16 protein-coding genes are annotated in these 14,974 nt (G+C 58.9%); 8 read left to right on the top strand and 8 right to left on the bottom strand.

The window, feature by feature from the left end; all coding sequences use genetic code 11:
• Positions 1–32: 32 nt before the first annotated feature.
• The 3 genes from FOM92_RS02645 to dapA are packed head-to-tail and all read right to left on the bottom strand — an operon-like array spanning position 33 to position 1,953.
• Positions 33–599, bottom strand: coding sequence for a DUF2062 domain-containing protein (locus FOM92_RS02645; protein ID WP_143775235.1), 567 nt, complete (start codon positions 597–599; stop codon positions 33–35).
• A complete protein-coding gene (gene smpB / locus FOM92_RS02640; RefSeq protein WP_143775234.1) occupies positions 596–1,078 on the bottom strand; it encodes an SsrA-binding protein SmpB in 483 nt (160 codons plus the stop codon). The genes FOM92_RS02645 and smpB overlap by 4 nt, the downstream gene beginning before the upstream one ends.
• Positions 1,078–1,953 (bottom strand): 4-hydroxy-tetrahydrodipicolinate synthase, encoded by an 876-nt coding sequence (gene dapA, locus FOM92_RS02635; protein ID WP_143775233.1) that lies wholly within the window; start codon positions 1,951–1,953, stop codon positions 1,078–1,080. Before dapA ends, smpB begins: the two co-directional genes overlap by 1 nt.
• Before the next feature lie 88 nt (positions 1,954–2,041).
• Here dapA and FOM92_RS02630 point away from each other — a divergent pair, with 88 nt between their 5' ends.
• Together FOM92_RS02630 and FOM92_RS02625 are read left to right on the top strand one after the other, a co-directional pair.
• Positions 2,042–4,081, top strand: coding sequence for a lytic transglycosylase domain-containing protein (locus FOM92_RS02630; RefSeq protein WP_143775232.1), 2,040 nt, complete (start codon positions 2,042–2,044; stop codon positions 4,079–4,081).
• Positions 4,082–4,095: 14 nt separating this feature from the next.
• Positions 4,096–4,584, top strand: coding sequence for a GreA/GreB family elongation factor (locus FOM92_RS02625; RefSeq protein ID WP_143775231.1), 489 nt, complete (start codon positions 4,096–4,098; stop codon positions 4,582–4,584).
• A gap of 107 nt (positions 4,585–4,691) precedes the next feature.
• On the opposite strand, the gene FOM92_RS02620 is transcribed toward FOM92_RS02625, so the two are convergent.
• From FOM92_RS02620 to aspS, 3 genes are all read right to left on the bottom strand, one after another.
• Positions 4,692–5,021: an endonuclease domain-containing protein gene (locus tag FOM92_RS02620; RefSeq protein ID WP_246087128.1), complete on the bottom strand. Its 330-nt coding sequence runs from the start codon at positions 5,019–5,021 to the stop codon at positions 4,692–4,694.
• Between the two features lie 261 nt (positions 5,022–5,282).
• Positions 5,283–6,065, bottom strand: coding sequence for a polyphosphate kinase 2 family protein (locus FOM92_RS02615; protein ID WP_246087127.1), 783 nt, complete (start codon positions 6,063–6,065; stop codon positions 5,283–5,285).
• Between the two features lie 92 nt (positions 6,066–6,157).
• Positions 6,158–7,942 carry an aspartate--tRNA ligase gene (gene aspS / locus FOM92_RS02610; RefSeq protein ID WP_143775229.1) on the bottom strand — a complete coding sequence of 595 codons (1,785 nt, stop codon included), beginning with the start codon at positions 7,940–7,942 and terminating at the stop codon, positions 6,158–6,160.
• A gap of 95 nt (positions 7,943–8,037) precedes the next feature.
• Here aspS and rnd point away from each other — a divergent pair, with 95 nt between their 5' ends.
• Together rnd and FOM92_RS02600 are read left to right on the top strand one after the other, a co-directional pair.
• Positions 8,038–9,222, top strand: a complete 1,185-nt coding sequence (rnd, locus tag FOM92_RS02605) for a ribonuclease D (RefSeq protein ID WP_143775228.1) — start codon at positions 8,038–8,040, stop codon at positions 9,220–9,222.
• Positions 9,219–9,530: an I78 family peptidase inhibitor gene (locus tag FOM92_RS02600; RefSeq protein ID WP_143775227.1), complete on the top strand. Its 312-nt coding sequence runs from the start codon at positions 9,219–9,221 to the stop codon at positions 9,528–9,530. Before rnd ends, FOM92_RS02600 begins: the two co-directional genes overlap by 4 nt.
• Here the strand turns inward: FOM92_RS02600 and FOM92_RS02595 are convergent.
• Together FOM92_RS02595 and FOM92_RS02590 are read right to left on the bottom strand one after the other, a co-directional pair.
• Entirely contained in the window at positions 9,527–10,111 is a 585-nt protein-coding gene (locus tag FOM92_RS02595) for a P-loop NTPase family protein (protein WP_143775226.1), read from the bottom strand. The two genes, FOM92_RS02600 and FOM92_RS02595, sit on opposite strands and share 4 nt — an antisense overlap.
• Before the next feature lie 18 nt (positions 10,112–10,129).
• Positions 10,130–11,203 carry a heavy-metal-associated domain-containing protein gene (locus tag FOM92_RS02590; protein ID WP_143775225.1) on the bottom strand — a complete coding sequence of 358 codons (1,074 nt, stop codon included), beginning with the start codon at positions 11,201–11,203 and terminating at the stop codon, positions 10,130–10,132.
• 61 nt (positions 11,204–11,264) lie between these two features.
• Here FOM92_RS02590 and purM point away from each other — a divergent pair, with 61 nt between their 5' ends.
• From purM to FOM92_RS02570, 4 genes are all read left to right on the top strand, one after another.
• Entirely contained in the window at positions 11,265–12,371 is a 1,107-nt protein-coding gene (gene purM / locus FOM92_RS02585) for a phosphoribosylformylglycinamidine cyclo-ligase (protein WP_143775224.1), read from the top strand.
• Positions 12,372–12,488: 117 nt separating this feature from the next.
• Entirely contained in the window at positions 12,489–13,439 is a 951-nt protein-coding gene (gene purN, locus FOM92_RS02580) for a phosphoribosylglycinamide formyltransferase (RefSeq protein WP_143775223.1), read from the top strand.
• The gene (locus tag FOM92_RS02575; RefSeq protein WP_143775222.1) at positions 13,439–13,888 is read left to right on the top strand and encodes a hypothetical protein; all 450 of its coding nucleotides are present in this window, start codon (positions 13,439–13,441) and stop codon (positions 13,886–13,888) included. The genes purN and FOM92_RS02575 overlap by 1 nt, the downstream gene beginning before the upstream one ends.
• A 93-nt stretch (positions 13,889–13,981) precedes the next feature.
• The gene (locus tag FOM92_RS02570) at positions 13,982–14,965 is read left to right on the top strand and encodes a kelch repeat domain-containing protein (protein ID WP_143775221.1); all 984 of its coding nucleotides are present in this window, start codon (positions 13,982–13,984) and stop codon (positions 14,963–14,965) included.
• Positions 14,966–14,974: the final 9 nt, after the last annotated feature.

Below are 14,974 nucleotides of genomic sequence, written 5' to 3'. Positions count from 1 at the left end.
TCGCTATCCAAGCGGCAAAGCCAAGCTACAGATTATCCACCAGCCGCAAGTGATTTCGACCGGCGTCGCCATTTGGCGCTGATCCACCAGCGCCAGAACCAAGCCGCCAGCACATAGCCAAGTGCTGCTGCGACGACCGAGATGATGGCGAGTCCTGCAACACCCTGCACAAAGGCCATGGGTGCTTCGGTCCAGACGAAATCAAGCCATGCAGACAGGGGCGCACTGGATTCGATCAGTTGGTAAAAACGCCCTGAGCCGCCGCTCAGACGCAGAACCGATTCGCCGACATAGACCGATGCGAACAATATGAAGGGTGTGGTGGCCGGCATGCTGAGAAAGGTCATGGCCGCGCCGATGGGAATATTGGCGCGCACCGGCAGGGCCAGCAACGCAACGCCCGCAATCTGGACACCGGGAATCAGCAGGAAAATGCCGACGAGCAGGCCCAGCGCGACGCCGCGCGGCACCGACCGGCGCGTGAAACGCCACAGCGCCGGATGGAAGACGCGCTGCGCAAAGGGGCGCAGGAAACGGCTGCGCTCGAAACTGTCGCGAGTCGGGGCTTGCCGCTGTATCCAGGCGCCAAATTTGCTCATCCGCGATCCCGCATGATACGTCCCTGCTCCCGCTTCCAATCGCGTTCCTTCTCGGTCGCGCGCTTGTCGGGGGCTTTCTTACCCTTGGCGAGCGCAAGTTCTACCTTTGCCCGCCCCTTGCCGTTGAAATAGATCGACAGCGGGACAAGCGTCATACCCTGACGCATCACCGCGCCGTGCAGCTTGTTTATCTCGCGAATATTAAGGAGCAATTTACGGGGCCGCTTGGGTTCGTGGTTGTAGCGGTTGCCATGGCTGAACTCCGGGATATTGGCGTTGATCAGCCACACCTGGTCGTCTTTTACCTCGGCATAGCTTTCCGCAATCGACCCTTCGCCAAAGCGCAGCGATTTGACTTCGGTCCCGGTCAGGACGATCCCGGCCTCATATTTGTCGTCGATATGGTAATCATACCGCGCACGCCGGTTTTCGGCGACGGTTTTGACCTTGTTGAACTCTTCGGTTTTGGGACGCGACATCAGATGAGACCTGCATTCTCCAAAGCGGCATCGACCTGACGGCGGCTGGCCTCGCTCGGCGGGGTCATGGGCAGGCGCAGCTCGGTGGGGAAGCCTTCGATAACCCGGGACAGCGCATATTTGATCGGCCCGGGCGATGCGTCGGAAAACAGCGCAAGATGAAGAGGATAAAGCTTATCGTTCAGATTGCGTGCCAGCTCATAATCGCCCGACGCGCACGCCGCCTGGAATTCCGCACACAGCTTCGGCGCGACATTGGCGGTGACCGAGATGCACCCCACCCCGCCCGCGGCATTGAAGGCGAGCGACTGTTCATCAACGCCCGATAACAGGCAGAAATCCGGCCCGCAGGCCAGGCGGTGGTCGGTGACCCGCGGCATATCGCCGCTGGCGTCCTTGATGCCGATGACCGTCGGCAGCTTCGCCAGCCGCGCGACCGTCTCCGGCTTGATGTCCGTCACCGTCCGCGCCGGTACATTGTACAGCACGATCGGCAGGTCATTCTTCTTCGTCATCGCCTCGAAATGGGCGTAGATCCCCTCCTGATTGGGCCGGTTATAATAGGGCGCAACCACAAGCCCCGCCGCCGCCCCGCTCTTTTTCGAAAAATTGAGGTGCAGGATCGCGTTGTTGGTATCGTTCGAGCCGCAGCCCGCAATCACCGGCACGCGTCCGGCCGCCTGCTCGATACAGACCTCGATCACGCGATGGTGCTCCGCATTGGACAGTGTTGATGATTCCCCCGTCGTCCCCGCAGGCACAAGCGCGCTGGATCCATTCTCGATTTGCCAGTCGATCAGCGCGCGAAAATGCTTCTCGCTAAACGCCCCGTCGCAAAAAGGAGTCACTAGGGCCGGTATTGATCCGGAAAACATGGCATATATCTTTCATTTTAGACCATAGACACAGGCTATGGGGAATATAGTCGTTCGTTCAGCACCTGATAAGGATGGGGCACATAATATGTCCAGCATGGTAAAGCATCTCATTTCAGCATCGCTGCTGATTCTTCCTGCTACTGCGATGGCAGCGGCACAACAGCAACCTGAAATTATCTGGAAGCCCGGCACCGGCACACCGACGGGCACAGCGGCAGGCACCCCTGCCCCCGCGGCTGGACAGCCGGCACCGGCAATCCAATATGACCCCAGCGAGGGCAAAATCCCCGCCGCACTGCAACGCTGGAAAATGCTGAGCGCTTCGGCAGGCTACAGCTTCAACGATTATGCATCCTTCCTGATGGACTATCCCGACTGGCCCAATGCCGAGGATATGCGCAAAAATGCCGAGCAGGCGATCAATCCGCTCAGCTTTTCGCCATCGCAGGTTGTTGCCTATTTTGACCGTTTGCCGCCGCTGACCAATGGCGGCCGGGCCAAATTTGCCATGGCGCTGGATGCAGGTGGCGACAAGACGCGCGCCATTGCGGTGGCGCGTGAAGCCTGGCGCGGTGGCCCCCTGTCCGATGATGACGAGGCCCGCCTGTTCCGTATCGCAGGGTCCAGCCTGACGTCCGCCGACTATGATGCCCGCGTTGACCGCCTGCTGTGGTCAAGCGCGACCCGCGCGGCCGAGCGTTGGGTTGCCTACACATCGCCGCAGCGTCGTCCATCCTTCGTTGCGGCCATGGCCGTGCGCCTGAAAAGCCCGGATGCGGATTTGAAAGTCGGTGAAGCCGGTTCGGCCGCCAATGGCGAGGCAAGCCTTCTCGCCGCCCGCGCAGATGCCCTTCGCACCGGCGGAAACAGCTTTGCCGCCCGTGAATTGCTCGCCAACCGGAGCCGCCTGACGGCACCTGTCCCGGTATTGAAAGACTGGTACAAGCTGCTGCTCACCCATGCGCAGGCTGCGGCCAAAGACGGTCAAAGCGATGTCGCCTACCGGATCGCATCGCGCGTAGATGACGCGATTGCCCCCGGACAGAATATCGCCGACCAGGATTTGACCACGCGCGACAATTACACCAGTCTCACCTGGCTGGCAGGAACGCTTGCCATGAACAATCTGGGACGCCCGCGCGATGCCGTGGCGATGTTCACCAGCTACGCCAACGCCGCCAAATCCCCCCAGACACGGTCCAAGGGATTCTACTGGGCCGGTAAGGCCGCCGCCAAGGCGGGCGATTCTGCCCTTGCCCAGCAACATTATGCCAGCGCTGGCAGCTATTATGAGAATTTCTACGGCCAATTGGCGCTGGAGGCCTTGGGACGCCCGATGCCATCCATCCCGAAAGTCGCGTCTTTGCCGCCCGTATCGACCGAGACCGCACCTGCATCCTATCTGGCGGCGAAACTCGCGGCCAAATATGGCACGTGGAAGGACCAGAGCAATTTCCTGCGCGCCATTTCGCGCAATGCCCTGACCGAACAGCAATTCCTGTCGGCCGTCAGCCTGTCCAAAATGATCAACCGCCCCGACCTGTCGGTGATGGCCGGTCGCAATGCGCGGCTTAATGGCCATGACGGCCTTATAAGCCTTGGTTATCCTACCGTCAGTGTTCCTGCCGACCAGTCGCATAACTGGACGCTGATCCATGCCATTGCCCGACAGGAAAGCCAGTTTGACAAAGCCGCCGTCAGCCATGCAGGCGCACGCGGCCTGATGCAGTTGATGCCGGGCACGGCGCGCGAAACATCGGGCAAGATTTCCATGGCCTATCGCCCCGACGCGCTGACCGTGGACACCGATTACAATATCCAGCTCGGTTCGACCTATATCCAGCGGATGCTGAACTATTATAATGGCAGCTACCCGCTTGCGGTTGCCGCCTATAATGCCGGTCCCGGCAATGTGAACAAATGGCTTGCCGCCAATGGCGATCCGCGCACCGGTGCCATCAGCGTGATCGACTGGATCGAAAAAATCCCGCTGTTCGAAACACGCAACTATGTGCAGCGCGTGCTCGAAAATGCGGTGGTATATGACCATCTGCACCCCGAAAAGGCGCGGATCCGTTCGGCAACGCCGCTCAGTACCTATCTGGGCAAATCCACGCCGGGGTGACATAGGTCACCCCCATGGAACGAACCAACCCGATAACCCCCGCCGGATTCGCGGCCCTGCGCGCACGGTATGAGCAACTCTTTGCCGTCGAACGCCCTGCCGTGGTCGAAACCGTCAGCTGGGCGGCGGGCAATGGCGACCGCAGCGAAAATGGCGACTATATCTACGGCAAGCAAAAGCTGCGCGCGATTGACCGCGAACTCGGGCAGTTGTCGAAAAAAATGAAGTTCGCAAATGTCCTCGATCCCGCAAAACAGCCGGATCGCAGCAAAGTCTATTTCGGCGCAACTGTCACCATGGCGGACATAGACGATGTCCACCGCACCGTGACCATCGTCGGCGACGACGAAGCCGAAGCCGCCGAAGGCCGCATAGGCTGGAACTCCCCCCTCGCCCGTGCCTTGCGCGGGGCAAAGGTTGGCGAAGTCAAAACCGTCCATCTGCCGTCTGGCCCCAAGGAATGGGAAGTGATGGAAATCAGCTATCCTGACGGGGTAGAATAGGGTTTGGTGCACGACCTCCCCCTCTCCACTGCGTCTAACGGCTAAAGCCGTAAGACTGCGTACCTCTCCCCTGAAGGGGAGAGGGAAATATGCCTCGTCTCTCCCCTTTAGGCGGAGTTGGAGAGGGGCTCGGCGGTGAGATTTAGTGCTATCGTCGCCAGCACATCCTCCCTATTGCGGAACACATCCGGATTGGAAAAACGCAAGACACGATATCCTAGTTGCTCAAGATAGTGTGTGCGCCTTGCGTCATATTCAGTTTGCGCGCCATGAGACTCGCCGTCGAGTTCAACAACCAGTTTCACAGGCGACCGGCATGCAAAATCTGCGATATAGGGGCCTATCACAACCTGCCGGCGAAACTTCGCGCCAAGAAGTTGGTCTGATTTCAAACATGCCCACAAGGCACGTTCGGGCGGAGTCGCCTCGCGACGCATTTGCTTTGCTCTTAAGATAAGAGTTTGATTTCGCACTATTTATAGATAGCTCGACTGTGAGATAGTTCAATAGCGGAATGGCAGTGCCCGACCTCCCCATCTCCACTGCGTCTAACGGCTAAAGCCGTAAGACTGCGTACCTCTCCCCTGAAGGGGAGAGGGATATGTGCCTCGCCTCTCCCCTTTAGGGGAGAGGATACGGAGCCTTGGCCGCAAGGCCTAGGCGGAGTTGGAGAGGGGCTCCGACGGTGCGGGTTGGACTCAACTATCCGCCTTATACCCCAGCGCGTCTTCTGCCAGTTTCAGGATGGCTTCGTCGGCTTCCGGGAATAATTGCGGGACGCTGTTTTCCAGTTCTTTTACCACATGCGCGAGAACGGCGATGCGTGAGGCTTTCTGGTTGTTGCCGTCGATTACGGTCCAGGGCGCCCAGTGGGTGTCGGTGCGCTTGAACATGTCTTTCATCGCATCGAGATATTCGGCGCGTTTGTCGCGGTTGCGGAAATCTTCTGCGGTAACTTTCCAGCGTTTTGCGGGATCCTCAAGGCGTTCGGTCAGGACCTTGTCCTGCGTTTCCTGAGTCACATGCAGAAACAGCTTGATGATTTTGGTGCCGATTTCACCCTGGCGTGATTCAAATTCGTTGATTTCGTCATAGCCGCGCCGCCATTCGGCCTCGCTGCAAAAACCTTCGACCCGTTCGACCAGCACGCGGCCATAATGGCTGCGGTCCCAGATGTTTATTTCGCATTTGCCCGGCAGCTTGTTCCAGAACCGCCAGAGGAAATGCTTGTCCTTTTCCTCGCGGGTCGGTGCGGAGATGGGGAACACCTGATAATAACGCGGATCCAGTGTGGCGGTCAGGCGTTTGATCGCGCCGCCCTTCCCGGCCGCATCCCATCCTTCGACGATGATCAGCGTGCGCGCGCCGTGCAGGATGTGAAGCGATTGCAATTCCGCCATGCGGTCCTGCAGCGCCTTTAGATCCGCATCATAATCGCCATCATATTTGGCACCGGATTCATAGTCGGATAGGTCTATCATGACACTGTTATGCAATGCAGTTGCCGCCGCAAACAAGCCCCCCATTCAGCAGCGTACTAAAGGGGGACATGTTTGGACGATGGACCGGAATCCTATGCCTTGGGCGGTTGTTCCACCACTCGGATGTGCAATTCGCGCAGTTGCTTTGCCATGGCGGGCGACGGGGCACCCATCAGCAGGTCTTCGGCGCGCTGGTTCATCGGGAACAACGTGATTTCGCGCAGATTTTGCACGCCACACAGCAGCATGACCATACGGTCGACACCTGCCGCCATGCCGCCATGCGGAGGCGCGCCATATTGGAATGCGCGATACATGCCGCCAAAGCGTTCTTCGACATCTGCCTGCGTCAGGCCGGTCAGTTCGAACGCCTTGACCATCAAATCGGGATGCTGGTTCCGGATTGAACCCGACGCAAGTTCATAACCGTTGCACACCATATCATATTGGAATGCCTTGATGGTCAGCGGGTCCTGCGTTTCCAACGCCTCCAGACCGCCTTGCGGCATGGAAAACGGGTTGTGCGCAAAATCGAGCTTCTTTTCCTCTTCGTCCCATTCGTAGAAAGGGAAATCGATAATCCAGCAGAAACGGAACGCATCCTTTTCCACCAGATCAAGCTGCTCGCCGGTTCGGGTACGTGCGGCACCGGCCAGCTTTGCGGCCTGATCTTCCTTGCCAGCGGCAAAGAAACAACTGTCATCGGGACCAAGGCCGATGGCCTCGTAAAGTGCCTTCATGCCCTCTTCGCCATGATTCTTGGCGATGGGTCCGCCAAATTCGCCACCCTTGCGCGTAACATAGCCAAGACCTGCATGGCCTTCACTGCGCGCCCAGTCGTTCATGTCGTCAAAGAATTTGCGGCTCTTCTCCGCCGTATTGGGGGCCGGGATAGCACGCACGACGCCGCCGCCTTCGACAATGCGTTCGAACAGGCCGAAGCCGCTCTTGCGGAAATGGTCGGTCACATCATGGATGATCAGCGGATTGCGCAGGTCAGGCTTGTCGGTGCCGTAATCGAGCATTGCCTTGGAATAGGGAATGCGCGGAAATTCACCGGCGGGCGTTACCTTGCGGCCATCTGCGAAGCTTTCGAACACGCCCGCCATGACAGGTTCCATCGTGTCCCACACTTCTTCCTGTGTGACGAAGCTCATTTCCAGATCGAGCTGGTAAAATTCGCCGGGCAGACGGTCGGCACGGGGATCTTCGTCGCGGAAGCAGGGTGCGATCTGGAAATAGCGGTCGAAACCGGCCACCATCAACAACTGCTTATATTGCTGCGGCGCCTGCGGCAGCGCGAAGAATTTGCCCGGGTGGATACGGCTGGGCACGAGGAAGTCGCGCGCGCCTTCGGGGCTGGACGCGGTCAGGATCGGGGTCGAATATTCGGTAAAGCCGATATCTTCCATCCGGCGGCGGGTTTCGCGGATAATCTGTGTCCGCTTGACGATATTGGCGTGCAATGTTTCGCGGCGCAGGTCGAGGAAACGGTATTTCAGGCGCGTTTCTTCGGGATATTCCTGCTCCCCGGCGACGGGCAGCGGCAGTTCTTCCGCCTTGCTGAGGATGGTCACGCTGCGTGCGAACAATTCGATTTCGCCGGTCGGCAGGTTCGGGTTGACGGTCGCTTCACTGCGCGCCTTTACCTCGCCTTCGATGGTGACGACGCTTTCCAGGCGCAGACCTTCCAGAACGGGCAAAGCGGGGCTGTCGCTGTCGGCGACAATCTGCGTCATGCCATAATGGTCGCGCAAGTCGACGAAAAGGACGCCGCCATGATCGCGCTTGCGGTGGATCCAGCCCGACAGGCGGACGGTGTCTCCGACATTGGAAGCGCGAAGTTCCGCGCATTTGTGCGTGCGATAAGCGTGCATTGTTTACTCAATTCAAAAAAGCTGTGGAAAGCGCGCCTAACAACCTTGCAGCAACACTTTGTCAAGTCGTGAATGCCTGTTATGGCCCGTGCCGCATGCAGATTCATCCACTCATCACCGACAGCAAACGTCTTGCCGAACTGTGCGCGCGGCTTGCGCAATCGCCATTTGTCGCCGTTGATACCGAATTTATGCGGGAAAATACTTATTATCCCGACCTTTGCCTGATCCAGCTTGCCGATACGAACGAGGCCGCCGCCATCGATCCAAAGGCCGAGGGGCTGGACATGACCCCGATGCTCGACCTTTTGTGCAATAATGAAGATGTGCTGAAGGTTTTCCATGCCGGTGGGCAGGATATCGAGATTTTCTTCAACCTGACGGGCAAGACGCCGCACCCGATGTTCGACACGCAGATTGCGGCAATGGCCCTGGGTCAGGGTGAGCAGATCGGTTATTCCAATCTGGTCGATCTGTGGATGGGTATCCAGCTCGACAAGGGCGCGCGCTTTACTGACTGGTCGCGCCGCCCGCTCGACAAGCGGCAAATCGATTATGCCATTGCCGATGTGACCCATTTGTCGGTGATATTCCCCAAAATGCTCGAAAAGCTGAAGATCACGGGCCGCGGTCTCTGGCTGAATGACGAGATGGAGCGGATTTCCGATGCGGAAAACTACCGCAACGATCCCGATAAAGCCTGGATGCGGATCAAGGTGCAGTCGCGCAAGCCCGATGTGCTGGGCCGGCTGAAGGCAATGGCCGCCTGGCGCGAGAAAGAGGCGCAGCGCAAGAATATCCCGCGCGGGCGGATCATGAAGGACGAAACGCTCGCCGATATTGCCTCGCACCCACCCAAGTCGCAGGCCGATTTGCCCAAGGTGCGCGGACTATCGCCGGCCTGGCGGGACAATGAAATCGGCGCGCGCCTGATGGCCGTCATCGAGGGTGCCGGCCCGCTGTCCAAGGATGACCTGCCCGAACGGCACCGCAATGGTGCAGGTGGCGGCAAGGAAGGCTCGCTGGTCGCCGACCTTTTGAAGCTGTTGCTGAAAATCCGGTCGCGCGAAATAAATGTGGCGCCGCGCCTGATTGTGCGGACCGAAGAGCTGGAACGGCTGGCGGCGGGCGAACGGGATGGGTTGGAGCTTCTGACCGGCTGGCGCTACGAACAATTTGGCCATGATGCGCTTGATCTGGTCGAAGGCCGTTTGGCCTTTGCCGTCGTCAATGGTAAGCTGAAGATGACGCGCACCCATGAAGAGGATCTGGCACCATGAGAATAGTCGCTTTGCTTGCCTGTGTGGCGGTCTCCGCCTGCGCCAATCCGGAGCGGAAGGCGCCCTATACCACCGAGCCGGTGCCGGCGGATAAGGCGGGCGGCTTTGCCTGTGCCGCCGAATCGGTCCAATATGCCATCGGCCAGAAAAGCAGCGCTGAACTCGGCAGCAAGCTGGTGAAGGAAAGCGGTTCCGCCTCGCTGCGCTGGATGCCGCCGCGTTCTATGGCAACGATGGACTATCGCGCAGACCGGCTGAACGTCCATTATAATGACGACATGGTCATCACCCGCATCAACTGCGGCTAGGCGTCGAGCACCTTTTTCACCAAAGTCAGGTTGACCGGCGCATTTTCGGCCAGCGCCATGGCATTTGCCGCGCGGGCGAAGCTTTCGATCGAGGCATAGCTGCGCTCGATACGCCGTTTCACATAGCTGAGCGCGTCCATGGTGATCGCCGCCCCGCGATCGGCCAGCTGCTTTTGCAGCAACTGTTCAATCATCTCGTCATCGGGCGCGCCGATTTCCAGCAACAGTGCCGATCCCAGCCGCGATTTCAGGTCGGGCAAGGCTATGTTCCAGTCCGCTGGAAGCCAGCGCGAGATGAGCAGCAGCGGCACAGCGCTTTCCTGCGCCCGGTTCCATGCGTTGAAAAGGGTTTCGGCCGCATTGGTCTCCGCATCGTCGACCACGGTCCCGCCCTGCCCGCTGAAATAGCGCGCCATCAGGCTTTTGCCCGACCGCGCAGGCCCGACGAGGATCGCACAATGCCGTGGCCAGCTTGCCGCACTGCCGAGCCCCGCAAAGGCGGTGGCATTGGATGGGGTGATAATCAGGCTGGACGAAGCGCCACCGCGCAATTCGTCCAAGGGTAAGGCAATCTGGCGCATTTTACCGGCGATGATCGCTCACGGACGCGGAGGCTGGGCCGGGGCCGGGGCGGCTGGCTCCCGCTGCGGCGCGGGCTCGGGCGCGATGGACCGGACGACATCCTCCAGCGATTGCACCGCAGGCGCCTCGATATTGGGATCGACCACACCCTCCAGCGGCACTTCCTCTTCGGTCTCTAGCTCTTCTTCCTCCACCACCTCGGGTTCAAGGACAAGCGAAGCGTCCGCGCGCAGCGTTCCTGCCGTCAGCGCCGCCTGGAACAGCTGGTCCATCCGCACCACGGCCTGGTCCATCATCGCCGGTATCCCGGCGCTGCTGCTGGTTTTGAGGGTGAAAGACCCCAGAAACTTGTTATCCGGACCATAGCGCGCGGAAAAACGGCCGATCACCGGGCCGCCGGGCCATTGCCGCTCGATACGCGCAATGGGAATGATGACATCCGCCGCACCGAACTGGTCGAGGATCGTGCGCCACCAGATGCGGCTGCGCCTGTCCATCTGCCCGGCATTCAGCAGAAGCGATTCGCCCCCTGCCCCGCTTGGCCGCACATAGTCGATGCGGCTTTCGGCGGTGCGGAATTTCGCCCAGCTGCGCTGCCAGGACGTGCGCTGTTCAAAGACGGTCGGCGCACCGGCGGAATAGGTAACGGGCAACAGCAAGAGCGGCGCAGACTTGATCGTCACCCCGCTGACCCCCAGCAACTGGCCCGCCCGCGCACGGTCGAACAAAACGCTCAGCTTCGCGACATAGCGCCGCGGGCCAATCTGTTCATTTTCCACCACGATCGCAGCGACAATGCCGTCCAGCGTCGAATCGGACAGGGTCGATCCCGCGCTGCCATGGGTTTTGCGCCACAAGGCGGCCCAGGCGAGACGCTGCGCCTCTTCCCAACCCTTTTGCCGGGCTTCAAAAGCATTTTTCCCGCTGATATTGACCGAAACGCCGGTGACTTCAAAATCGCCCGAGCTTGCAATGGGCGCAATGCCGCGCTTGGGGCCTTCGATCTGGGCCACAACAATGCCGCCACCGACCAGCGCCAAAGGCAGGCCGATCGCCGCAATCCGAAACCATTTCCCGCCCATTTTTAACATCACCCTGCCTTTAGGCGACATAGACGTGGAATTCCAACCCTGTTCTCGCTAACGGCGACAAATGGACGCAAAAGATCAGCAATCCGAACCCTACACTTATGCCAAGGCGGGTGTATCCATCGAAACCGGCAACGCACTGGTGCGTGCCATCGCGCCTTTGGCCAAGGCCACACGCCGCGCAGGCGCAGACGCCGATCTTGGCGGTTTTGGCGGCTTTTTCGATCTGAAGGCGGCGGGATTCAACGATCCCCTATTGGTGGCCGCCAATGACGGCGTCGGCACCAAATTGAAACTGGCCATCGAATCGGGCCGCCATGAAGGGGTCGGTATCGACCTTGTCGCCATGTGCGCCAACGACCTGATTGTTCAGGGTGCAGAGCCGCTGTTCTTCCTTGATTATTATGCCACCGGCAAACTCGACAATGATGTGGCCACCGCCGTCGTCGCCAGCATTGCCGAAGGGTGCAAACAGGCAGGCTGCGCCCTTATAGGCGGCGAAACCGCCGAAATGCCGGGCATGTACAGCGATGGCGACTATGACCTTGCCGGTTTCTGCGTCGGCGCGGTCGAACGTGAACAGGTGTTGACCGCCGACAAGGTCGCCGACGGCGATGTCATTCTCGGCCTTGCATCCTCAGGCGTGCACAGCAACGGCTTTTCCCTTGTGCGCCGCCTGGCCGCCGACAAGGGCTGGAAACTCGACCGCCCTGCCCTTTTCGACCAGAATGTGTTGCTGATCGACGCGCTGATGGCGCCGACGCGTATCTATGTAAAATCACTTCTGCCGCTTGTCCGCACGGGCAAAGTGCACGCCATGGCGCACATCACCGGCGGCGGACTGCTGGAAAATATTCCCCGCGTCCTGCCCGCCGGTCTGCATGCGCATATCGATGCCGACGCATGGCAACAGCCGCGCCTGATGGCCTTTTTACAGGCGCAGGGGAATATCGAGCCCGAGGAGATGGCCCGCACGTTCAATTGCGGTGTCGGCATGGCCGTGGTTGTGGCATCTGCGGATGTAGCGGAGGTAATGGCAGCCATGGAAGCCGCCGGGGAAACCGCATACCGCATCGGCCATATCGCGGCCGGAGAAAAAGGCTGCACCGTATCGGGCAGCGCCGGAACATGGAGTGCGAAGAGCGACTGGACCGCGACGCATGCGGGATGAAAATCCCATGCCCAAAATTCCCGTCACCCTGAACTTGTTTCAGGGCCTTAGTTTCGTTGCCCCGTATCAAATTAAGATCCTGAAACAAGTTCAGGATGACGGTTTGAAGGTGGCTTTATGAACAGAGCCAAAGTCGCCGTCCTGATCTCGGGCAGCGGCACGAATATGGGCGCGCTGCTCTACGCCGCCAAACAGCCCGATTGTCCCTATGAAATCGTTCTGGTGGCCAGCAACAACCCCGATGCCGAAGGGCTGTCATTGGCGCAAGGCGAAGGCATCGCCACTTTCGCCCAATCGCACAAGGGCGTCGATCGCGCTGCCTTCGACGCGATCATGCAGCAGCAGATCGAAAAAGCCGGCGCGACCCATGTCGCGCTTGCAGGCTATATGCGCATATTGAGCGACGCCTTTGTCGAGCAATGGGATGGCAGGATGCTCAACATCCATCCGTCTCTGCTTCCCAAATATACCGGGTTGCACACGCATCAGCGCGCCCTGGATGCGGGCGATAAGGTGGCGGGATGCAGCGTACATCTGGTGACCCCGGAACTTGATGCAGGCCCGGTCCTTGGCCAGACAGAGGTCGCCATTCGTCCTGACGATACTGCCGAAACGCTTGGCGCACGGGTAAAATTGGCCGAGCACCAACTTTATCCGCGTGTTCTGTCCGCCTATGTGTCGCGCGATAAAAATCCCGAATGGCTGGTCGCGCAAGTCCGCGAACGCGCAATGACGCAACCGGAGGCGGACGAGATATCGTCCCACGGCATGCCCTGTTTCGGCATCATAGGCGGCAAAAAATTCGCCTATGTTTCCGTCGACCACCATGGCGACGGCAAAACCGCTATATTGGTGAAGATCAGCGGCGCGGAAGAACAGGCCATGCTGATCGACAGCGACCCCGACCGCTATTACCGCCCGGCCTATTTCGGCGACGGATGGATCGGCATCCGGCTGGATCTGGGCGACACCGACTGGGACCATATCGCCGACTGGCTCGCCAAAAGCTGGCGCGCGGTGGCCCCGAAGAAGCTGACAAAGCTTATAGATGTGGCGGGGGAGTTTTGATGTTCAAATGGTGGGAAAAGTCGACGCCATTAAAGCGTGTCACACAACGGGTGATGCGAAATGGAAATCCCGAAGACAGGTCGGTACCCACTCCTCTACTGACAATTGAAGAGTTTTTCGACGGCAACGAATTTGTTGGTTCCATCGGGTGCAATTTAATGTCGGAACCAACCCCGGACGAGTTTCTCACTTTATTGCAGGAGATTAGGGATAGGGCGGATGTCAGCGATGTGCGTATCCAAATCACCTGTGTAGATAATCCCGGGAAAGACTGGCCATTTTCAGATACAATTTGGATCATGACTTCCGCATCACCGGAAGCGGTAAGACAATTGTTCCCGGATGAACTCGCTCCGGATAAGGTTTGGGAAGGCTGGACAGATGGCATCAAATTTGAACATTGTGCCATTACTCCGGGCCATAGACCCATAGCGGTATGGTACGACTAAATTGAAGTTGGTTGCTTTAAATAATAACTGTAAAATCCATTGCGCCTGAATTGCCAGCGGGGTTAAAATACCCCCGTGGCAAATGATTTCTACATGAGCCGCAGGGCTGTTTTGACGGGCATGGCGAGCCTGCCTGCCGTTTCCTGTTTTCCGGCGGATGAACGGGGCACAGCGCCGTCCACACAATATCGGTGGACACGGATTTTGGACGAGGCGCCTTACCCGAAATCCTACAATTACCATGTACATGTCGCGCCGGGTGGCCGATTTTTCGCCCTGCATCCCCGCGGCACATGGTCATCGACCGATGCCGTCACATGGACAAAGGAAAGCCTGCCGGCTGTTCCCAACAACACCGCCTATATGGGCGTCGTTCAGCACGGAAACGCAAGTTTCGCGCTCGAACGGCATCAGGGAAATTATCAGGAATTTACGATCGACAAAAAGGTCTGGCGCACAACGGACTATCGACGGTGGGAAGGACTGGATACGCCATCCTTACCCGGCGTGATATTCTACGGCTGCGTCAGTTTTGGCGGCTTTATCTGGATATTGGGCGGCTTTGACGGGCGACAGAGCGTCAATCATATCTGGCGTTCAGCAGACGGAAAGTCCTGGGACAAGATGCCCGATCCCCCTTGGTCCCCACGGACCCAAGCGAAAGCGGTCGCATTTCAGGACCGGTTGCTCCTGATTGGTGGCGGCGAAATTGATGGCGAACCGGGCAGCGACATCATACGCAGCGAAGTCTGGTCCACCAAGGATGGTCGCGCATGGACAAAAATCGCCGATCATGTGGGACAACCCGATCCGACGGCCTATGTCCCCCAGATCTTTGACAACCAACTCTGGCTTGTCGGGGCAAACCGTTCGGGTGCGTTCAAAAGCGAAATGATCGTTTCACCCAATGGCCGGGACTGGACCCCGATATCGGCTCCCTGGTCCGCCCGGGGAGGCATGGCGACGTGGACGGACGGCACACGGATGCTGATGACCGGTGGAAAATCATCGCATGTTGAAAATGGTGAAACCCTGTTCGAATATTCCAACGATGTCTGGGAAATGCGAAAGGTTTGAGAAACAGCA

This window comes from Sphingorhabdus contaminans, assembly GCF_007280415.1.
GTDB classification, from domain to species: domain Bacteria; phylum Pseudomonadota; class Alphaproteobacteria; order Sphingomonadales; family Sphingomonadaceae; genus Sphingorhabdus_B; species Sphingorhabdus_B contaminans.
Note: the sequence above shows the minus strand (reverse complement) of the source record. Positions and strands in the feature narration are given on the sequence as shown.

Excerpts from the sequence above, each read along its gene's own strand:
- purM (WP_143775224.1), top strand. The coding sequence starts at position 11,265 with ATGGACGCAAAAGATCAGCAATCCGAACCCTACACTTATGCCAAGGCG.
- smpB (WP_143775234.1), bottom strand. The coding sequence starts at position 1,078 with ATGTCGCGTCCCAAAACCGAAGAGTTCAACAAGGTCAAAACCGTCGCC.
- rnd (WP_143775228.1), top strand. The coding sequence starts at position 8,038 with ATGCAGATTCATCCACTCATCACCGACAGCAAACGTCTTGCCGAACTG.
- FOM92_RS02620 (WP_246087128.1), bottom strand. The coding sequence starts at position 5,021 with ATGCGTCGCGAGGCGACTCCGCCCGAACGTGCCTTGTGGGCATGTTTG.
- FOM92_RS02575 (WP_143775222.1), top strand. The coding sequence starts at position 13,439 with ATGTTCAAATGGTGGGAAAAGTCGACGCCATTAAAGCGTGTCACACAA.
- FOM92_RS02645 (WP_143775235.1), bottom strand. The coding sequence starts at position 599 with ATGAGCAAATTTGGCGCCTGGATACAGCGGCAAGCCCCGACTCGCGAC.
- FOM92_RS02595 (WP_143775226.1), bottom strand. The coding sequence starts at position 10,111 with ATGCGCCAGATTGCCTTACCCTTGGACGAATTGCGCGGTGGCGCTTCG.
- FOM92_RS02570 (WP_143775221.1), top strand. The coding sequence starts at position 13,982 with ATGAGCCGCAGGGCTGTTTTGACGGGCATGGCGAGCCTGCCTGCCGTT.
- aspS (WP_143775229.1), bottom strand. The coding sequence starts at position 7,942 with ATGCACGCTTATCGCACGCACAAATGCGCGGAACTTCGCGCTTCCAAT.
- dapA (WP_143775233.1), bottom strand. The coding sequence starts at position 1,953 with ATGTTTTCCGGATCAATACCGGCCCTAGTGACTCCTTTTTGCGACGGG.
- FOM92_RS02600 (WP_143775227.1), top strand. The coding sequence starts at position 9,219 with ATGAGAATAGTCGCTTTGCTTGCCTGTGTGGCGGTCTCCGCCTGCGCC.
- FOM92_RS02630 (WP_143775232.1), top strand. The coding sequence starts at position 2,042 with ATGTCCAGCATGGTAAAGCATCTCATTTCAGCATCGCTGCTGATTCTT.
- FOM92_RS02625 (WP_143775231.1), top strand. The coding sequence starts at position 4,096 with ATGGAACGAACCAACCCGATAACCCCCGCCGGATTCGCGGCCCTGCGC.
- FOM92_RS02615 (WP_246087127.1), bottom strand. The coding sequence starts at position 6,065 with ATGATAGACCTATCCGACTATGAATCCGGTGCCAAATATGATGGCGAT.
- purN (WP_143775223.1), top strand. The coding sequence starts at position 12,489 with ATGAACAGAGCCAAAGTCGCCGTCCTGATCTCGGGCAGCGGCACGAAT.
- FOM92_RS02590 (WP_143775225.1), bottom strand. The coding sequence starts at position 11,203 with ATGTTAAAAATGGGCGGGAAATGGTTTCGGATTGCGGCGATCGGCCTG.